Origin of the sequence: Nonomuraea recticatena (assembly GCF_039533245.1) — a bacterium.
In the GTDB taxonomy this organism is placed as follows: Bacteria; Actinomycetota; Actinomycetes; order Streptosporangiales; family Streptosporangiaceae; genus Nonomuraea; species Nonomuraea roseola.
This window is the reverse complement of record NZ_BAAATE010000009.1, coordinates 95,217-114,102: the sequence shown is the minus strand read 5'-3', so window position 1 is coordinate 114,102 and position 18,886 is coordinate 95,217. Positions and strand designations below refer to the sequence as shown.

At 69.5% G+C, this 18,886-nt stretch carries 19 protein-coding genes and 1 riboswitch; of the genes, 8 read left to right on the top strand and 11 right to left on the bottom strand.

Annotation, left to right across the window (positions count from 1 at the left end; genetic code table 11):
• Positions 1-5: 5 nt before the first annotated feature.
• Together ABFX50_RS19610 and ABFX50_RS19605 are read right to left on the bottom strand one after the other, a co-directional pair.
• Positions 6-218: a LuxR C-terminal-related transcriptional regulator gene (locus ABFX50_RS19610; RefSeq protein ID WP_346127924.1), complete on the bottom strand. Its 213-nt coding sequence runs from the start codon at positions 216-218 to the stop codon at positions 6-8.
• Positions 219-443: 225 nt separating this feature from the next.
• Positions 444-854, bottom strand: coding sequence for a winged helix-turn-helix transcriptional regulator (locus ABFX50_RS19605; protein WP_346148270.1), 411 nt, complete (start codon positions 852-854; stop codon positions 444-446).
• Between the two features lie 78 nt (positions 855-932).
• Between ABFX50_RS19605 and ABFX50_RS19600 the strand changes: the two genes are divergently transcribed.
• Positions 933-1,862 (top strand): NADP-dependent oxidoreductase, encoded by a 930-nt coding sequence (locus ABFX50_RS19600; RefSeq protein WP_346148268.1) that lies wholly within the window; start codon positions 933-935, stop codon positions 1,860-1,862.
• 99 nt (positions 1,863-1,961) lie between these two features.
• Here ABFX50_RS19600 and lysX read toward each other — a convergent pair whose 3' ends face one another.
• A complete protein-coding gene (gene lysX, locus ABFX50_RS19595) occupies positions 1,962-3,455 on the bottom strand; it encodes a bifunctional lysylphosphatidylglycerol synthetase/lysine--tRNA ligase LysX (RefSeq protein WP_346148266.1) in 1,494 nt (497 codons plus the stop codon).
• Positions 3,456-3,592: 137 nt separating this feature from the next.
• On the opposite strand from lysX, the gene ABFX50_RS19590 reads away from it, so the two are divergent.
• Entirely contained in the window at positions 3,593-4,087 is a 495-nt protein-coding gene (locus ABFX50_RS19590) for a hypothetical protein (RefSeq protein WP_346148264.1), read from the top strand.
• A 40-nt stretch (positions 4,088-4,127) separates the two neighbouring features.
• Here ABFX50_RS19590 and ABFX50_RS19585 read toward each other — a convergent pair whose 3' ends face one another.
• The 5 genes from ABFX50_RS19585 to ABFX50_RS19565 form a co-directional block, all read right to left on the bottom strand.
• Positions 4,128-4,910, bottom strand: a complete 783-nt coding sequence (locus ABFX50_RS19585; RefSeq protein ID WP_183653741.1) for a type III pantothenate kinase — start codon at positions 4,908-4,910, stop codon at positions 4,128-4,130.
• Positions 4,910-7,360 (bottom strand): L-aspartate oxidase, encoded by a 2,451-nt coding sequence (locus ABFX50_RS19580; RefSeq protein ID WP_346148261.1) that lies wholly within the window; start codon positions 7,358-7,360, stop codon positions 4,910-4,912. Before ABFX50_RS19580 ends, ABFX50_RS19585 begins: the two co-directional genes overlap by 1 nt.
• Before the next feature lie 73 nt (positions 7,361-7,433).
• The gene (panC, locus tag ABFX50_RS19575) at positions 7,434-8,255 is read right to left on the bottom strand and encodes a pantoate--beta-alanine ligase (RefSeq protein ID WP_346148259.1); all 822 of its coding nucleotides are present in this window, start codon (positions 8,253-8,255) and stop codon (positions 7,434-7,436) included.
• Between the two features lie 48 nt (positions 8,256-8,303).
• Complete coding sequence (locus tag ABFX50_RS19570; RefSeq protein WP_346148585.1) at positions 8,304-9,194, bottom strand: Rossmann-like and DUF2520 domain-containing protein; 891 nt, start codon at positions 9,192-9,194, stop codon at positions 8,304-8,306.
• A gap of 271 nt (positions 9,195-9,465) precedes the next feature.
• The gene (locus tag ABFX50_RS19565) at positions 9,466-9,696 is read right to left on the bottom strand and encodes a chaplin (protein WP_183653732.1); all 231 of its coding nucleotides are present in this window, start codon (positions 9,694-9,696) and stop codon (positions 9,466-9,468) included.
• Between the two features lie 193 nt (positions 9,697-9,889).
• Between ABFX50_RS19565 and ABFX50_RS19560 the strand changes: the two genes are divergently transcribed.
• From ABFX50_RS19560 to ABFX50_RS19550, 3 genes are read left to right on the top strand one after another with little or no spacing between them, the layout of a single operon-like run.
• On the top strand, positions 9,890-10,852 hold the full coding sequence (locus ABFX50_RS19560; RefSeq protein ID WP_346148257.1) for an SAM-dependent methyltransferase: 963 nt from the start codon (positions 9,890-9,892) through the stop codon (positions 10,850-10,852).
• Positions 10,853-10,856: 4 nt separating this feature from the next.
• Positions 10,857-11,339, top strand: coding sequence for a cation:proton antiporter regulatory subunit (locus tag ABFX50_RS19555; RefSeq protein WP_346148255.1), 483 nt, complete (start codon positions 10,857-10,859; stop codon positions 11,337-11,339).
• On the top strand, positions 11,340-12,512 hold the full coding sequence (locus tag ABFX50_RS19550) for a cation:proton antiporter (protein ID WP_183653722.1): 1,173 nt from the start codon (positions 11,340-11,342) through the stop codon (positions 12,510-12,512).
• 69 nt (positions 12,513-12,581) lie between these two features.
• Here ABFX50_RS19550 and ABFX50_RS19545 read toward each other — a convergent pair whose 3' ends face one another.
• Together ABFX50_RS19545 and ABFX50_RS19540 are read right to left on the bottom strand one after the other, a co-directional pair.
• Positions 12,582-13,772, bottom strand: a complete 1,191-nt coding sequence (locus tag ABFX50_RS19545) for a cytochrome P450 (protein WP_346148252.1) — start codon at positions 13,770-13,772, stop codon at positions 12,582-12,584.
• Entirely contained in the window at positions 13,772-14,503 is a 732-nt protein-coding gene (locus tag ABFX50_RS19540) for a TerC family protein (RefSeq protein WP_346148250.1), read from the bottom strand. The genes ABFX50_RS19545 and ABFX50_RS19540 overlap by 1 nt, the downstream gene beginning before the upstream one ends.
• 149 nt (positions 14,504-14,652) lie before the next feature.
• Positions 14,653-14,768: riboswitch (SAM riboswitch) on the top strand.
• 47 nt (positions 14,769-14,815) lie between these two features.
• Here ABFX50_RS19540 and ABFX50_RS19535 point away from each other — a divergent pair.
• Positions 14,816-16,066 carry an aminotransferase class V-fold PLP-dependent enzyme gene (locus ABFX50_RS19535; protein WP_346148248.1) on the top strand — a complete coding sequence of 417 codons (1,251 nt, stop codon included), beginning with the start codon at positions 14,816-14,818 and terminating at the stop codon, positions 16,064-16,066.
• On the opposite strand, the gene ABFX50_RS19530 is transcribed toward ABFX50_RS19535, so the two are convergent.
• Positions 16,063-16,563, bottom strand: coding sequence for a DoxX family protein (locus ABFX50_RS19530; RefSeq protein ID WP_346148246.1), 501 nt, complete (start codon positions 16,561-16,563; stop codon positions 16,063-16,065). The genes ABFX50_RS19535 and ABFX50_RS19530 overlap by 4 nt on opposite strands.
• A 93-nt stretch (positions 16,564-16,656) precedes the next feature.
• On the opposite strand from ABFX50_RS19530, the gene ABFX50_RS19525 reads away from it, so the two are divergent.
• Together ABFX50_RS19525 and ABFX50_RS19520 are read left to right on the top strand one after the other, a co-directional pair.
• A complete protein-coding gene (locus ABFX50_RS19525; RefSeq protein WP_346148245.1) occupies positions 16,657-17,802 on the top strand; it encodes an NADH-quinone oxidoreductase subunit D in 1,146 nt (381 codons plus the stop codon).
• A complete protein-coding gene (locus ABFX50_RS19520; protein WP_346148243.1) occupies positions 17,799-18,881 on the top strand; it encodes an acyltransferase family protein in 1,083 nt (360 codons plus the stop codon). Before ABFX50_RS19525 ends, ABFX50_RS19520 begins: the two co-directional genes overlap by 4 nt.
• The last annotated feature ends 5 nt before the right edge of the window (positions 18,882-18,886 follow it).

Genomic DNA, 18,886 nt, shown 5'->3' with positions numbered 1-18,886 from the left:
CGCGCCTAGATCAGTCGTCGGCGCGCGGCCCAGGCCACCGCCTCGATCGCCGTGGCCACGCCGATCCTGTCGCAGATGCCGCGCAGGCGGCGGCGCACCGTCCGGCCGCTGATCTCCAGGGCCCGCCCCACGCGGTCGACCGTGACACCCTTGGCCAACTGCGCGAGGAGATCCAGGTCGTCCTGGCTCAGCTCGACGCCTTCAGTGAGCACATCCATCGGGAGCCCTCCCCCCAACAGCACAAACTCGGAGACGTCTTCGGCTCAAGCAGGCTGCTCGTCTCGCAGAAGGTAAACGCATACTGGAAAGGTCGTCAAGGTCGTTTCGTTCCATACTTGACGACCGCCATTGACTTGATCGTTTCTATACGACGAACATTCCTCGACTGGAGTGCCGAGAACCGTCCACAGGACCCTTACTGCAATGCGCCCGTCTCATGAATTTCACGGCGAATTCTCAGAATCGGCGTCATAACGGAGGCGAGCCGCCTCCACGTCCTCGATGTGACTCTCCGCCCACTGTTTGATGGCGGCCATGAGCGGAAGCAGGCTCTCTCCGAGCGACGTGAGCCGATAGTCGACCCTCACCGGCACCGCCGCCGTCACCGTCCTGGTGACCAGGCCATCGCGCTCGAGGCCGCGAAGGGTCTGGGTGAGCATCTTCTGGCTCACGCCGGCGATCGTCCTCGCCAGGTCGCTGTAGCGCTTCGACCCGTCGGCCAGCGCGTTGAGCACCAGGCTCACCCACTTGTCGCTGAGCGTGTCGAGCAGCTTCCTCGAAGGGCAGGCCGCGACGTAGGCGTCATAGGCCCGCTTGGCCTCGGCCCTGCGCGCGGCCGCCGTGACGGTCGTCATGTGGGCTCCCTCCGGTTGGTTACGCACTTCCAGGTGCCTTCTTACCCGAAGAGAGTAACTCTCCCTAGATTCGATGACATGACGACCATGCGTGCACTCATCGGCGGCTCCGGCTCGCCTCGGCTCATCGAGGTCCCACTCCCCCAGGCGGGCCGCGGCCAGATACGGATCAAGGTCGCCGCCGCAGGGGTGAACCCTTTCGACCTGGCGGTGGCGGCGGGAGCGCTCGCCGACTACGGCGTCGCCAGGAAGCTCGACGCCTACGGGCTCGGCTTCGACGCGGCAGGGGTGATCGACCAGGTGGGCGAGGGCGCCGCCTTCGCCCTTGGGCAGGAGGTCATCGCGCTGGCGAGCAGGCTGGAGGCTCCTACCAAGGCACAGGCGGAGTACGTGGTGGTCGACGCCCGGGCGGCGGCGCTCGCGCCACGTGGCGTCTCGGCGGCCGAGGCCGCCACGCTGCCGCTCAACGCGCTGACGGCCTGGCAGTCCCTCGACAGGGCGCACCTCCGCCAGGGCGACACCGTGCTGGTCACCGGGGCGGCGGGTGCGGTCGGAGGGTACGCGGTGGAGCTCGCCGCGGCCAGGGGCCTGCGCGTCGTCGCCGCCGCCGGGCGGCAGGACGAGGAGCTGGTGCGCGGCTTCGGAGCCGAATGGTTCGTCTCGCGCGAGGAGAACCTCGCCGAGGCGGTCAGAAGGCAGGTGCCGGGCGGCGTGGACGCGGTGATCGACGCCGCGATCACCGGGCTGGCGGGGCTGGACGCCCTGCGCGACGGCGGCGCCTTCATCGCGCTGTCGGCGGGCGTCGCCCCCGTCCCGCTGCGCGGGACGGACGTGGCGACGGTGTTCTTCAGGGAGGAACCGCGGCAACTGGCCGAGATCGTACGGCTGGCCGAGCTCGGCCGCCTCACCACGAGGGTCGCCGGCACCTACCCGCTGGAGAAGGCCGCCGACGCCCACGCCCGCCTGTCCGCCGGCGGCGTCCGCGGCCGCCTGGTCCTCCTGCCCTGACCCCCGGACGGCCTGCCCGGACGGCCTGCCCGACGATGAGATCATCCACGGCCCGAGCCCCGGACCTCCTGGGCGGGCTCGCGCCCGCCCGGCCACGCTCTAGTGGGAGGAGGGCTTCACCAGGGGGAAGAGGATGGTTTCCCTGATGTTCTTGCCGGTGAAGGCCATGATCATCCGGTCGATGCCCGCGCCCATCCCGCCCGTCGGCGGCATCGCGTACTCGAGCGCCTGCAGGAAGTCCTCGTCGAGCTGCATCGCCTCGGGGTCGCCCCCCGCGGCGAGGATCGACTGCTCGGTGAGACGGCGGCGCTGTTCGATCGGGTCGACCAGCTCGGAGTAGGCCGTGCCCAGCTCGGTGCCGAACCCGATCAGGTCCCACTTCTCCGTGAGCAGCGGGTTGTCGCGGTGCTGGCGGGTGAGCGGGGAGGTCTCCAGCGGGTAGTCCATGACGAACGTCGGCTGGACGAGCGTGTGCTCGACCAGCTCCTCGAACAGCTCCTGGACGAGCTTGCCCTGGCCCCACTTGGGGTCCCAGTGGATCTGCCGCTTGTCGGCGTGTTTGCGCACCTGGTCGAGCGGGGTGTCGGTGGTGATCTCCTCGCCGAGGGCCGAGGAGACCGAGCCGTACAGCGTGATCCTGGGCCACCGCTCGAGCCCCAGGTCGACCTCGACCCCGTCGTGCACGACCACGGTGGTGTCCAGAGCGGCGACGACCGCCTTCTGGTACATCCGCTGCGTGAGGTCGGCCATGTCGTTGTAGTCGAGGTAGGTGCCGTACGCCTCGAGCATCGTGAACTCGGGGTTGTGCGTGGAGTCGGCGCCCTCGTTGCGGAAGTTGCGGTTGATCTCGAAGACCTTCTCGATGCCGCCGACCACCAGCCGCTTCAGGTAGAGCTCGATCGCGATGCGAAGGTAGAGCTCCATGTCGTAGGCGTTGATGTGCGTCTTGAAGGGACGCGCGGCGGCGCCGCCGTGGATCGGCTGCAGCATCGGCGTCTCGACCTCGAGGTAGCCCTCCTCGTGCCAGAAGTCGCGCACCGCGCGGACCGTGGCGCTGCGGACGTGGGCCATCCTGCGCGCCTCGTCGTTGACGATGAGGTCGACGTAGCGCTGCCGTACCCGGGCCTCGGGGTCGGTGAGGCCGACGTGCTTCTCCGGCAGCGGGCGCAGGCACTTGGAGGTGATCTGCCAGCTGTCGGCGAGGATCGACAGCTCGCCGCGGCGGGAGGTGATGACCTCGCCCTCGATGCCGACGTGGTCGCCGAGGTCGACGTCGCGCTTCCAGGCGGCGAGCGACTCCTCGCCCACCCGGTCGAGGGAGATCATGACCTGCAGGTCGCCGCTGCCGTCACGCAGAGTGGCGAAGCAGAGCTTCCCGCCGATGCGGTTGAGCATGACGCGCCCCGCGACGCCGACCCTGTCGCCCGTCGCGGTGTCCGGTTCGAGGCCCTGGTATTTCTCCCTGATCTCGACATTGGTCGCCGTACGGGGAAAGGACACCGGGTAAGGATCGACGCCCTCGTCGCGAAGGCGGTCGAGCTTCTCCCTCCGGATGCGCATCTGCTCGGGAAGTTCGTCGGTCACAACCCCCAAGGGTACCGATTTGGCGAACTGCAAGAGCTCGTCGGTCCTCTGCAGGGGCCGTGCAAGCACGGACCGTTACCAATGACTCACAGAGCCCAGGGGGGATCCGGCAAGGAGCCGGAACCGTGGGGGCTCAAGGAGAGATCATGATGAAGAAGCTCGCGACAGGCTTCCTCGCAGTGGCCGCCACCGGCACACTGGCCCTGTCGCTCCCCGCCACCAGCGCCGGCGCCTCGACGAGCTCCTCGTCCACCACCACCGCCTCCGACTGGGACGACTACTGGGGCCCCTACTACGCCAAGCACGGCCTGGCCAAGGCCAGCAGCTGGGTCGGCGTCGAGGGCGACTACGAGGACGGCAACTCCGTCCACGTCAAGGGCCGTCTCTACGACCTCGACAACCGCACCTACAAGCAGGGTGGCAAGTGCGCGTACGTGAAGTTCCAGGCCGCCGACGACGAGTACGACTGGCACCACGTCTACGCCCGCTACTACTGCGGCTACCCCGGCTACAAGACGTTCCAGTTCCACGAGGACGACGTCTACGCCGTGCGTGCCAAGGTCTGCCAGTACAACCCCCACACGCACAAGGTCAGCAAGTGCGGGCAGTGGTGGGACGTCTACGACGCCGAAGAGGTGTGATCGGCCGAAAGGAAGGGCCCCTCGGAAGAGGGGCCCTTCGTCATGTCGCGTTGCGGTTGTAGATCAGCCTGAGCCCGATCAGGGTCAGCCACGGCTCGTGCACGTCGATCGAGCGCGACTCGCCCACCACGAGCGCGGCGTGGCCGCCGGTCGCCACCACGGTGACGTCGTCGGGGTCTTCCGCCAGCTCGGCCGCCATCCGCTCGACGATGCCGTCGACCTGGCCGGCGAAGCCGTAGATGATGCCGGACTGCAGCGCCTCGACGGTGTTCTTGGCGATGACGGAGCGGGGCCTGATCAGCTCGACCTTGTGCAGTTGCGCGCCCGCCGCGGCGAGGGCGTCGACGGAGATCTCGATGCCTGGCGCGGTGACCGCTCCGACGTACTCGCCCTTGGCCGACACGGCGTCGAAGGAGGTGGCGGTGCCGAAGTCGACGATGATGCAGGGCCCGCCGTACTGGTCGATGGCGGCCAGCGAGTTGACGATGCGGTCGCTGCCGACCTCCTTGGGGTTGTCCATCCTGACCGGCACGCCGGTGCGGATGCCCGGCTCGACGATGACCGCGGTGACGTCGCCGTAGTAGCGGCGGCACATCTCGCGCATCTCGTTGAGCACCGAGGGCACGGTCGAGCAGAGCGCGATGCCGCTCACGTCCGCGCCCTTCAGCAGGGGCGACTGGGCCAGCAGCCCCTGCAGGACGACCGCGATCTCGTCAGCGGTACGGCGGGCATCGGTGGCGATGCGCCAGTGTTCGATGACCTCCTCGCCCTCGAACAGGCCGAGCACCGTGTGCGTGTTGCCGACGTCGATCGCGAGCAGCATCAAATCCCCCGGAGGTCCAATGCGATGTCCAGCGCGGGAGCAGAGTGCGTCAGCGCTCCCACAGCAACGTAGTCCACGCCAGTGTCGGCTACATCACGGGCCGATTCCAAGGTCAGTCCCCCGCTGGATTCGAGTCGCGCCCTTCCGCCGACCAGCCGGACGGCCTCAGCCAGCTCCTCGACGGTGAAGTTGTCGAGCAGGATCTCCTCCGCTCCCTCGGCCAGGACGGGCTCGATCTGGTCGATCCTGTCCACCTCCACCTCGATGGGCAGTCCCGGATACATGTCTCTTACTTTACGGAAAGCCTCGGCGACCCCTCCAGCGGCGACGACGTGGTTGTCCTTGATGAGCGCGGCGTCCGACAGCGACATGCGGTGGTTGACCCCGCCCCCCGCCCTGACCGCGTACTTCTCCAGCGCCCGCAGCCCAGGGAGCGTCTTACGGCTGTCGCGGACCCTGGTCCCCGTCCCCTCGACCGCCTCGACCCACCTGGCGGTCAGCGTCGCGATGCCCGACAGGTGGGTGAGCAGGTTCAGGGCGGTGCGTTCGGCCGTGAGCAGGCTCCTGGTGGATCCTGAGACCGTCATGAGCACGTCGCCGGCCTTGACCCGCTCGCCGTCCTTGGCCCGCTTGTCGATCGTGGTCACGCCGAGCCTGCGGAAGACGGCCTCGGCGGCGGCCAGCCCCGCGACCACGCCGCCGGCCCTGGCGACCACGTCGGCGACCGCCTGCTGGCCCTCGGGGATCGTGGCGAGCGAGGTGACGTCGCCCGCCTCCTGCAGGTCCTCGGCGAGCGCGCGCGTGACGACCTCCTCGACCACGTCGGGGTCGAGGCCCTCGATCTCGTCGTGCGGCGTGTAGGTCATGTGCAGCCCCTCCCTGGTGAGCGTGATGTCGAGGTGACCGAGCCAGTTCTCGTCGTCGCGGTCGGGGAAGTCCTCCCGCCAGTGCGACCCTCTGGTCTCCAGCCGCGCGTGGGCGGCGGCGACCAGCACGGTGGCCACGGTGAGCAGGTTCGTGGTCTCCCACGACTCCACGCAGGGCTGGACCGCGACAGGTGTCCACCTCGCGTCCCTGAGCGCCGCGCCGGTCTCTGCCACCGTCTTCCGGCTGCGCAGGACGCCCGCGCCCCTGCTCATGTGCGCCTGGATCCTGCTCCTCGCCCTCGGGTCGATCAGGCTGGGAGCCAGGTCGTCCGTGACGGGCTCGCCCGGCGCGTGCCGCGCCTCGTGCAGGTCGGCGGCGATGCGCTCGGCGAAGACCAGCCCTTCGAGCAGCGAGTTGGAGGCCAGCCTGTTCGCGCCGTGAACGCCGGTGCAGGCGACCTCTCCGCAGGCGTACAGGCCCTCGATGGAGGTGCGTCCGCGCAGGTCGGTACGGACGCCGCCGCTGGCGTAGTGGGCGGCGGGCATGACGGGCACCAGGTCGAAGGCGGGGTCGATGCCGTGCTCCTGGCAGATCGCGTAGATGGTCGGGAAGCGTGACTTCCACTTGTCGAGCCCGAAGTGGCGGCCGTCGAGGTAGACCTGGCCCGGCTGGCGCATGATCGCCTTGGCGACCACGTCGCGAGGGGCCAGCTCGTCGGTGAACCTGTTGCCCTCGGCGTCGACGAGGTAGGCGCCCTCGCCGCGCACGGCCTCGGAGATCAGCGGCTGCTGCCCCTTCGACTCCTCCCCCAGCCAGAGCACGGTCGGGTGGAACTGCACGAACTCCAGGTCGCGCACCACCGCGCCCGCTCGCAGCGCCAGGGCCACGCCGTCGCCGGTGGAGACGACGGGGTTGGTGGTGGAGGCGTAGACCTGGCCCATGCCGCCCGTGGCCAGCACCACCGCCCTGGCTCGCACCGCGCCCACGCCGTCGCGCGCGCCCTCGCCCATCACGTGGAGCGTCACCCCTCGGGCCCTGCCCTGGGCGTCCTTCAGCAGGTCGAGCACGAGCGCGTGCTCGACCACCTCGATCGTGCGGTGCGCGAGCACGGCCTCGATGAGCGCCCGCTGCACCTCCGCGCCGGTCGCGTCGCCGCCCGCGTGCACGATGCGGTCGCGGTGGTGGCCGCCCTCGCGGGTGAGCTGGAGCTCGCCCCGCTCGTCGGTGTCGAACCTCGCGCCCCTCGCGATCAGGTTCCTGAGCGCGCCAGGCCCCTCGGTCACCAGAGTCCGTACGGCCCGCACGTCGCACAGCCCCACCCCCGCGACCAGCGTGTCCTCGAGGTGGTCGGCGGGTGAGTCGGCGGGGTCGAGGACGGCCGCGATGCCGCCCTGCGCCCACCTGGTCGAGCCCGACGACAGCACGTCCTTGGTCACGACCAGGACCTTGGCCTCGGGTTCGAGCTCGGCGTAGCGCAGGGCGACGGTCAGGCCCGCCACTCCTGAGCCGACGACGACCACATCGGCCTCGACCGTCCATCCTGGGGCGGGGGCGAGTTTCATGGGGATCGCCGGTGCAGTCATGGGGGCCTCCTCACAGGCTTTCGTCAACATGACGATAACGCCCCCGACGCAGTGCCCTCTTCCCGCCCCCGCCCTAGAACGTCAGCGGGAGATTGTCGATCAGCCGGGTGGACCCGACCTTGGCCGCCACCGCGAGGACCGCCTCACCCCTGTAGGAGTCGGGGACCTCGGCGAACGTGGCCGGATCGACCAGCACGAGGTAGTCCACCTCGAGCGCGGACGAGGCCAGCACCTCGCGCGCGGCCGCCCTGACCGCGGCGGGCTCCCTCTCGGCCGCTCCCGCGCGCAGGGCCCGCGACAGGGCGAGTGCGGCGTGGCGGTCGTCGGACGTGAGGTACCTGTTGCGGCTGGACAGCGCCAGGCCGTCGCCTTCGCGCACGGTGGGGGCGCCCACGATCTCGATGGGCAGGTCGAGGTCGGCGACCATCCGCCTGATCAGCGCCAGCTGCTGGGCGTCCTTCTGGCCGAACACCGCGATGTCCGGCCTGACGAGGTTGAACAGCTTGAGCACGACGGTCAGCATGCCGTCGAAGTGCCCGGGGCGGACGGCGCCCTCGACGATCGTGCCCATCTCGCCCGCGGAGACGCTCACCTGGCGGTCGGGCCGGTACATGTCGTCGGGCGAGGGGGCGAAGACGACGTCCACCCCCTCCTCCGCGCAGATCTCGAGATCGGCGGCGAGCGTGCGGGGGTAGCGGGCGTAGTCCTCGTCGGGGCCGAACTGCAGCGGGTTGACGAAGATGCTGACGACCACCTGTTCGCCCATGGCGCGCGCCATGCGGATGAGCGAGCGGTGTCCCTCGTGCAGGGCGCCCATGGTCGGGACGAGAGCGACGCTTCCCGAGGAGCGCGCCTTGTCCAGTCCTGCGCGGTCGTGCGCGACGATCAGTTCCATCGGTGACCTCCTAGACTGATCAGGTCCAGGCGGAACGTCCCGGCCCGATCAGGTCCAAATGTTCCCCCCGAGCGCGTCGAGCAGTCGCTCGGCCGCCTCGGGCTTGAGCAACCCGGCGGCGAGCGCCCGGTCCGCCGTGAGCCTAGCGAGTGCCACGTATGCGTCGGCCGCCTCGGGCGCCGCCAGGATCAGCGCGTCGACGTGCCTGCGCACGGTGGTCGCGTCGCCGCGGACGACAGGGCCGGTGAGCCCCGAGATACCCAGCCTGAGCACGTTGTCGAGCGCGGCCCCCAGGAGCGGGCCCAGCATCCTGCCCGGATGCTCGACGCCGATGCGCTCCAGCAGCTCCGAGGACTCGGCGATCAGGGTCACCATGTGGTTGGCCGCCCCCGCCAGGGCCGCGTGGTAGAGGGCGCGGTCGGCGTCGGCGATCCAGACGGGCTCGCCGCCCATCTCGATGACGAGCGCCTCGGCGATGGGCCGCAGCGGCTCGGGCGAGGTGACGCCGAAGGAGATGCCGGTGATCCTGTTGAGGTCGTCGTCCCTGCCGGTGAACGTCATGACCGGGTGGAGGGCGAGCGGGAGGGCGCCCTTCTGGGCGGCGGGGTCGAGGACGCCCAGGCCGTACGCGCCGCTGGTGTGGACGAGCAGCTTGCCGCGCAGGTCGGCCCCCGTGGAGGCGAGACCGGCGACCAGTCCGGGCAGCGCGTCGTCGGAGACGGTGAGCAGGATCAGCTCGGCGGCGCCGACGACCTCCTCGGGGTTGCGCGTCCGCACGCCGAGGCGCTCCGCGGCCCAGCGCTGGGAGGTGTCGGAGACGCCGCTCGCGGCCACGACCCTGTGGCCGGCCTGAGCGAGCGCGGCGCCGAGGACCGAGCCGACCTTGCCCGCGCCCAGCACGCCGACGGCCAGCCGACCCGGGCGATCTCCTGCGTCCATGACGTACTGCCCCCCTGTCAACGACACTGTTGAACAGGGTAACTGCCGCTGGTTCACGGCCCGGGTCATGGCTCTTTTGCCGCATGTTGAGATGCCACAAAGCCGGGCAAGGGGACATAAAAGGTGCACCCCTGCCAGAAGCGGGCGCCGAGCCTTTGTGACCCGACGCCCGCCCTGTAATGAGGAGGCCGACCCACCGCCGACGGGCCGGCCAAGGTGTGTCCGGTGCGCGCCCGCAGGCTCCGTCGCCAGCGGGCGCGCATCAAGCGCGTCAGTGCTGGTGGACGTCCACCGAGGCGCCGCCCTTGCAGCCGGCCACGGCCGCGCCGATCACCGCGATGGCGTTGCCGCACACGTTCACGGGAATCGAGATCGGCGCGAAGATCTGGTTGCCGGAGAGCACACCGTTCCTGCCACTGGTGACGTTGTCCGCGTGGGCGGCGGGGGCGCCGAGCGCCATCATGGCCATGACGCCGGCGACGACGACAGACTTCTTCAGCATGAGGGTCTCCTCTCGTTGCGCGGCCGAAGGCCGCTGTCCGGGGTGCTTGCGCCGGGGACCGGACCGCGCCCACTGGGGGTAGGGCCGGGGCGATCACCCGGTGACGGTCCGTAACGGTAGCGCAAAACATAGACAGTACGTAGTCATCCCGTCACTTGGCGTGCCAAGGGAGCCTCATGAGATAGTCCGTGTCATGTGGCTCACCTGGCGGGCGGCGATGGAGCGGGCGCTTTACGGGGACAACGGGTTCTACCTGCGCGAACGCCCTTCAGGGCACTTCCGCACCTCGGTGGTGGCCTCCCCGGTCTTCGCCGAGGCGGTCACGAAGGTCCTGCTCTCCCTCGACGAGAAGCTCGGCAGGCCCGAACCGCTCGACTTCGTCGACATCGGCGCGGGCGACGGAGCGCTCTCGGCCCTCGTGCTCGATCTCGCCGGACCCGGCCTGCGCGACCGGCTGCGGGTCACCGCCGTCGACCTGTCCTCCCGCCCCGCCGGGCTGCCCGAGCGCGTCGCCTGGAGCCCTGCCGCACCCAAGGCGATCACCGGCCTGGTGATCGCCAACGAGTGGCTGGACAACATACCGTTCGACGTGGCCGAGCAGACCCCTGAAGGGCCGCGCCTGGTGCTGGTCGACACCGAGACCGGCGACGAGCGGCTGGGCCCCGCCCCGGAGCAGGAGGATCTGCTCTGGATGGAGCGGTGGTGGCCGCTGCGCAGAGTGGGCCAGCGGGCCGAGCTGGGCAGGTCGCGCTGCATGGCGTGGGCGAGCGTGGTCGAGCGGCTCGCCAGAGGCCAGGCGATAGCCATTGATTATGCACACCCTGTGGATAACCGGCCCGCCCAAGGGACGCTCACCGGATACAGGGATGGTTCGGTCGTTGCGCCTATACCCGACGGGACCTGCGACATCACCGCGCATGTCGCACTTGACGCGTGTGCGGAGGCAGGCGAGCAAGCCGGTGCGATATCCACAACGTTGTCCACACAGCGCGACATGCTGCGCTCTCTCGGCATCACGGGAACGAGGCCCTCGCTCGACCTGGCGCGCACCGATCCGTCCGGCTATCTGAGAGCTCTGGCGCGCGCCTCGCAGGAGGCCGAGCTCATCGACGGCGAGGGCCTGGGCGCATTCGGATGGCTTAGCCAGATACGTTAACCATGTGGAGATCGAACAGACCTCGCTGCCAGGCATCGGACTCAAACACGAGTTCACGACCCACTCGGGTCGCCGCGTCGCCGTCGTCTCGCACCGCTCGGGACGGCGGGACCTGATCATCTACGACCGGTCGGATCCCGACAGGGCGTGTGAAGCCATACAGCTCAACGACGAAGAGGCCGACGCGCTGGTCGAACTGCTCGGCGCGCCGCGCATCGTCCAGCGGCTCAACGCCCTCCACAGCGAGATCGAGGGGCTGGTGAGCATCCAGCTCCCCGTCCTGCCCGGCTCGCCGTACGACGGCAGGACATTGGGTGACACGCGCATCCGCACCCGCACCGGCGCCTCCGTGGTGGCCGTCGTGCGTGGTCCGCAGGTCAACGCGAGCCCGACCCCCGACTTCAGGTTCAGCGCGGGAGACGTCGTGGTCGTCGTCGGCGACGACGAGACGACCCGAGCGGTCGCCGACATTCTCACGGACGGGTAAGTGCACGACACCGCGATTGTCTTCCTCGAACTCGGCGGCATCATCCTCGCTCTCGGCGTGCTCGGCGCGCTGGCGCTGCGAGCGGGAATCTCCGCCATCCCCCTCTACCTCCTGGCCGGCCTCGCCTTCGGGCAGGGCGGCATCCTTCCCCTCGCCACCAGCGAGGACTTCATCGCCGTCGGCGCCGAGATCGGCGTCGTGCTCCTGCTTCTCACGCTCGGGCTCGAGTACAACGCCGGCGAGCTGGTCTCCAGCCTGCGCAGCAACGCCAGGGCGGGCCTGGTCGACATCGTCCTCAACGCGGCGCCGGGCGCGATAGCCGCGCTGCTGCTGGGCTGGGGCCCGGTCGCGGCCGTCGCCATGGCGGGCGTCACCTACGCCACCTCCTCGGGCATCACCGCGAAGGTGCTGTCCGATCTCGGGTGGATCGGTAACCGCGAGACACCCGTGGTGCTGTCGCTCCTCGTCTTCGAGGACCTCGCGATGGCCGTCTACCTGCCGCTGCTGACCGCCATGCTGGCAGGCGTCTCGCTGGTGACGGGCGCGATCTCGCTGGGCATCGCCCTCGGCACGGTGACCATCGTCCTGGTGATCGCGCTGCGCTTCGGCAGGTTCATCGAGGCGTTCGTCTCCAGCCCGAACAACGAGGTGCTGCTGCTGAAGGTGCTCGGCCTGGCGCTGCTGGTGGCGGGCATCGCCCAGGAGCTGCAGGTGTCGGCGGCGGTGGGCGCCTTCCTGGTCGGCATCGCGCTGTCGGGCGAGCTGGCACACGAGGCGCGGGCGCTGCTGATGCCGCTGCGCGACCTGTTCGCCGCGGTCTTCTTCGTCTTCTTCGGCCTGCAGACCGATCCAGGGAAGATCCCGCCCGTGGCGCTGCTCGCGCTCCTGCTCGCGCTGGTCAGCATCGTCACCAAGCTCCTGACGGGCTCCTACGCGGCACGCAGGGCCGGCATCGCCAGGGCGGGCCGCATGCGTGCCGGCATCGCGCTGGTTCCACGCGGCGAGTTCAACATCGTCATCGCCGGCCTGGCCGTGGCAGCGGGGGCGCACCCCGATCTCGGCCCTCTCGCCGCCACCTACGTGCTGATCCTCGCGGCCTTCGGCCCTCTCGCCGCCAAGCTGGTCGAGCCGATACTCACGCGACTCACGCGGCCTCCTTCGCCACCCGCGTGAGACGACCCCTGCGGCGTGGGCGTGGTCAGCGCGGTGAAGCCGAGGCGACCCGGGATGGGCGGCGCCCACTCACCCGCAGGAGACGTCGAGCGAACGAAGCCCTCGAATGATGTAGCCGGGGTTCCACTCGGGCTCCTCGACGAGGGCGATGTCCGGCGCCCTCCTCAGGAGGGCGCCGAACGACTCCACCAGCTCGATCCTGGCCAGCGGCGCGCCCAGGCAGAAGTGGATGCCCGCGCCGAAGGAGATGTGCGGGTTGTCCGCCCTGCCGACGTCGAGCGTGTCGGGGCGGTCGAAGACCTCGGGATCGCGGTTGGCCGAGCCGAACAGCAGGGCGATCTCCACGCCCTTCGGGATGGACACCCCGCCGACCTCGATGTCCTCGAGCACCCAGCGCTCGAACATCTGCAGCGGGGTGTCGTAGCGCATCAGCTCCTCGACGGCCGTGGGCAGCAGCGAGAGGTCCTCGCGCAGCCGTACGAGCTCGGAGGGGTTGCGGAACAGCGACCACCAGCCGTTGCCCGTGACGTTCACGGTCGCCTCGTGACCGGCGTTGAGCAGCAGCACGCAGGTGCCGACCAGCTCGTCCTCGGTCAGCTCCTCGATCTGGGCGAGCGCGCTGATGAGGTCCTCGCCCGGAGCGGCCCTGCGGGCGCGGGCCAGGCCCTTGAGGTAGTCGGAGAACTCCGACGCGGCCCTGACGGCGGTGTGCTGGGCCTCCTGCGAGGGGTTCAGCTCGTACATGCCGCAGATGTCGGCCGACCACGGGCGCAGCAGGTGCCTGTCGGCGTCGGGCACGCCGAGCATCTCGGCGATGACGGTGACGGGCAGCGGCTCGGCCACCTCCGCGATGAGGTCGCCGCCGCCCTTCTCGACGAAGTCGTCGACAAGGCCCTCGACGATCGCGCGGACCCTCGGGCGCATCGACTCGACCATGCGGGGGGTGAACGCCTTGGAGACCAGGCGGCGCAGGCGGGTGTGGACGGGCGGCTCGACGTCGAGCATGCCCGCCCTGATCACCCGCCAGAAGGGCTCCTGGAAGTCCGGCTCGGGCTCGCGCCCGAACTCCTCGTGCGTGGCCAGGTGCAGGTAGGACCTGCCGAGCCTGCGGTCGCGCAGCAGCGCGTTGACGTCGGCGTGCCTGGCGATCAGCCACTGACCCGTGGGCTCGAAGAAGCTGACCGGCGCCTCGCGCCTCAGCTCGTCATAAACCGCGTACGGCGAGGCCACGAAATCCGGATTCCAAGGATCAAAGCGCACTAGTTCATACTAGATTCCGCCTTCGCGTGCCTGCTCCGCATCCTGATGTTGAGCAGCTCCACGACCACCGAGAAGGCCATCGCGAAGTAGATGTAGCCCTTCGGGATGTGCTGGTCGAAGCCCTCGGCCAGGAGCACCACCCCGATCAGCACCAGGAACGACAGCGCGAGCATCTTGATGCTCGGGTGCTTGTCGACGAACCTGCTGATCGGCCCCGACGCGAACAGCATGACCAGCACGGCGACGATGACCGCGGCGACCATGACGCCGAGCTCGTCGACCATGCCGACCGCGGTGATGACCGAGTCGAGCGAGAACACGATGTCGAGCACCATGATCTGCAGGATCACCGAGGTGAAGGAGGTGGCCTTGCGCTCCTTGCCGTCCTGGCCCTTCAGCTCCATGCTCTCGCCGATCTCCAGCACGCTCTTGGCCAGCAGGAACAGGCCGCCAAGGATGAGGATCAGATCTCGGCCCGAGATCTCCTGACCCAGGACCTCGAAGAGCGGTTCGGTCAGCCGGACCACCCATGCCAGGGCGAGCAGGAGCAGGAGCCTGGTGACGAGGGCGGCGCCGAGACCGATCACCCTTGCCCTGTCACGCTGTTCGGGCGGGAGCTTGCCCGCCAGGATCGAGATGAAGATGATGTTGTCTATGCCCAGCACGATCTCGAGGGCGACCAGGGTGAAGAACCCGATCCAGATCTGAGGGTCTGCCACCCAGTCCAACATCACATACCTCCTTGGTTAGTCGTCCCCAACCCCAACGAGCCGATCACGGCAAAAGTTCGTGGCCTCTCCGAACACCCCGGCCCGCCGACCGGCCCTCGATGGCGCGGGCTTGCGGAATGGGGTCACGTGTCGGTTATAGTTCCGGCGTAGGTCATGAGTGCCAGCGCTTAGCCCCGGCTTGCTGGCCGGCAACCCTCGCGTCCGCGGCGGGGTGCCCCGGGTGAAGACCTGGTCCGTCACGAGGTGTGGCGGGCAAGCGCGGGCTCCGAGGTGCCACAGCCGGGGGTCCGGTGACCCCAGGAGGGCTGTGCCATGTCCGTAGCGACGATCTCCCACCCCGTTCAGGTCAAGGTGCTCGGCGAGGACCTCGAGGTTCCCGTCAAGGGCGGCCGTCTGGTCTCCTATGCCAACCTCGACTACGCCGCCAGCGCCCCGTGTCTCGAGCCGGTCAGCGCGGCCGTCGCCGCCGCGCTCCCGGCCTACTCCAGCGTGCACCGCGGCGCGGGCTACGCCTCCCAGCTCACCACCGCCCGCTACGAGCAGGCGCGCCACACCGTGCGCGCCTTCGTCGGCGCCCGCACCGACGACGCGGTCATCTTCACCCGCAACACGACCGACGCCACGAACCTGCTGGCCAGGTGCCTGCCCGAGGGCACGACCGCCGTGGTCTTCGACACCGAGCACCACGCCTCCCTCCTTCCCTGGCCGCAGGCCGTACGGCTGGCGCCGCCCGCCTTCCCCGGCGAGGCCGTACGGCAGGCCGACGAGGCCCTCGCCGCGATCGAGGGTCCCAAGCTGCTCGTGGTCACCGCCGCCTCCAACGTGACGGGCGAGCTGTGGCCGATCGCCGCGCTCGCGCACATCGCGCACAGGCACGGCGCCCGCATCCTGGTCGACGCGGCCCAGCTGGTCCCGCACCGCAGACTCAACCTGACCGCGCTGGACCTCGACTACGTGGCCTTCTCCGGTCACAAGCTCTACGCTCCCTTCGGCGCGGGCGTGCTGGTCGGACGGCGGGACTGGCTGTCCGAGGGCGAGCCGTACCTCAAGGGCGGCGGCGCGGTGAAGGCGGTCGCCGACGCCGTCGAGTGGCACGAGGACCCCGAGCCCAGGCACGAGGCGGGAACCCCGAACGTGCTCGGCGCCATCGCGCTGGCCGCCGCGTGCGACGCGCTCACCGCCACCGGCTGGACCGCGCTGGTCCGCGAGGAGGAGCGGCTCGTCTCCAGGCTGCGCGAGGGCCTGGCCGCGATCGAGGGCGTGCACGAGCTGTCGCTGTGGGGCCCCGACCACCCCAGGGTCGGCATCGTGTCGTTCGTCGTCGACGGCTACACCGCGCGCGAGGTCGCCGAAGCGCTCTCCGGCGAGTACGGCATCGGCGTGCGTGACGGCAAGTTCTGCGCGCACCCCTTCGTCCGCCACCTGCTCGGGGCCACCGAGCACGACGGTGGCTGCGAGGACGGCACGACCTCGGCCGTCAGGGCCTCCATCGGCATCGGCAGCAACGAGGAGCACATCGACCGCCTCATCGGCGCGCTACGCGACCTGGCCGCGCGGCGCTAGGGGCTCGACAGCTCGCGGTGGTGCGACACGCCGTCCACGTCGATGGGCGCGCGGGCCGCGGCGTTGGCCTCGGCCCTGCGCTGGGCCCGTCTGGCGAGAGCGGCCTTGCGGATGCCGTCGACGCCGAAGCGCCCTCCGCCCACCGCGGCGAGCACCAGGCACGCGGCACCAAGGGCGCCGACCAGCTCCCAGCCTCCGTCGCCGACGAAGACCCCGTTGGGCGCGTGAACGAACAGGAACGCCCCCGCCATCGCCGCCACCAGGGCCAGCGCAGCGACCGGCACGAACAGGCCGATGATCAGCAGGGCTCCGCCCACCAGCTCGGCCGTCATCGTGAAGCCCGCGGCCAGCCCCGGTTGCGGCACCCCCATCTTGGTGAACATCTGCGTGACGGAGTCGATGCCGGTCTGCCACTTCTGCCAGCCGTGCGAGACGAAGACGAGACCGATCGCCACCCGTGTCACCAACGCCGCCAGATCGAACAAGACTCTTTTCATGCCCTTCTATCTCCCCTGGCTCACCAGCGGAAATGCGCAAACAGACCATTCCTTGACTGGATCACCCTCACCGCCAGTGGCAGCATGGCGGTTATGGAAGAACGCGTGGTCGGAATCGGGGCAGGCGCCAAGGAGCTGGCCACGGAGGACATGATCCTCAACATCGGGCCGCAGCACCCCTCGACGCACGGTGTCCTGCGACTTCGCCTGACGCTCGACGGCGAGCGCATCGCCACCGCCGAGCCGATCATCGGCTACATGCACAGGGGCGCGGAGAAGCTGTTCGAGGTCCGCGACTACCGCCAGATCATCATGCTGGCCAACAGGCACGACTGGCTGTCGGGCTTCGCCAACGAGCTCGGCGTGGTGATCGCCGCCGAGCGGATGCTCGGCATGGAGGTGCCCGCCAGGGCGGTGTGGACGCGCACGCTGCTCGCCGAGCTCAACAGGGCCCTGTCGCACCTGATGTTCCTCGGCTCCTACCCGCTCGAGCTGGGCGCGATCACTCCGATCTTCTACGCCTTCAACGAGCGCGAGCGCATCCAGGCCGTCATGGAGGAGATCTCCGGCGGACGGATGCACTACATGTTCAACCGCGTCGGCGGGCTCAAGGAGGAGTTGCCCGCGGGCTGGCTCGACCGTGTCAGCGCCACCGTCTCCGCCACCAGGGCCAAGGTGCCCGACATCGAGAACCTCATTCTCGGCAACGAGATCTTCCTGGCCCGCACCCGTGGCGTCGGCGTCCTCGACCGCGAAACGATCATGCAGTACGGCGTGAGCGGCCCGATCGCCAGGGCGTCGGGGGTCGACCTCGACCTGCGGCGCGACCAGCCGTACCTGGCCTACGAGGAGCTGCCCGTCAAGGTCGTCACCAGGACCGCCAGCGACTGCCACGCCCGCTTCGAGGTGCTGCTCGAACAGCTCAAGGTCTCCCTCGACCTGGCCGACGCCTGCGTCGAGCGGCTGCGCTCGCTGCCCCCTGGCCCGATCAACCAGCGCCTGCCCAAGGTGCTGAAGGTTCCGGAGGGCCACACCTACGCCTGGACGGAGAACCCGCTGGGCATCAACGGCTACTACCTGGTCTCCAGGGGCGACAAGACACCGTGGCGGATGAAGCTGCGCTCGGCCTCCTACAGCAACGTGCAGGTGCTGCGCGAGATGCTGCCTGGCCACCTGGTCGCCGACATGGTCGCGATCCTCGGCTCGATGTTCTTCGTGGTGGGTGACATCGACAAGTGAGGGACAAATACGTCGACTGGCTGCGCGCGCTCAGCCTGATCACCGTCGTGGTGTGGCACTGGGCGTTCACCATCCTCCGGTGGTCGCCCGAAGGGCCCTCCCCCACCAGTCCGCTGGGCTTCACCTCAGGGCTGTGGATCCTCACCTGGCTCTTCCAGGTGCTGCCGCTGTTCTTCTACGTCGGCGGCTACGTCCACCTGCTGTCGTGGAACAGGGCGTGCGAACGCGGCACCGGCATCGGGGCCTTCGTGTGGCGGCGCATCAAGGCGCTGGCCATCCCCGGCCTGACGCTGACGGGCATCTGGATGGGCATCGGCGCCGTCGTGACCATGCTGTTCGACATCCCCTGGATGTGGCGCGTGGTGCTGCTCGTGCTCAGTCCCCTGTGGTTCCTCATCGTCTACCTGGTGCTGATCGCGCTCCTGCCCGTGGCGCTGTGGCTGCACCGCCGCTACGACGTGCTCGCGCTCATCTGGCTGGGCGGCGCCGCGCTGGTCGTCGACGTCATCAGGCTGCGCTACGGCGTCGACTGGGTCGGCTGGCTCAACATGATCCTCGTCTGGGGCCTGGCCCACCAGGCGGGCTTCTTCTACGAGCGCGTGGTCGTCCTGCCCCGCCGCTACGACGTGGCCATCCTCTGGACGGGGCTGTTCGGCCTGTTCGGGCTGGTCTACTCGGGCCTGTACCCGGGCTCGATGGTCGGCGTGCCGGGCGACAAGCTGTCGAACATGGCGCCGCCCACCTTCGTCATCGTCTGCCTGCTCATCTTCCAGATCGGCCTGGTCGAGGTACTGCGGCCGACCATGGAGCGGGTGCTCGAAGGGCCCCGCTGGAAGCGCGTCAACGAGACCATCAACCGTTTCGCGCTGCCGCTGTTCCTCTTCCACACCACGGGGATGGCGATCGCCCTGGGCCTGTGGTGGGGTCTGTTCGGCTTCCCCTCAGCCGATCCCCGACCCAACCTGATGTGGTGGCTGGAACGCCCCTTCGCCATCCTGGGCCCGCTGCTGTGCACCCTTCCGGTCATCTACCTCTTCTCCCGCAGAAAACGGGTGGATCGCACACCGGCGCCCACCTAGGCGCT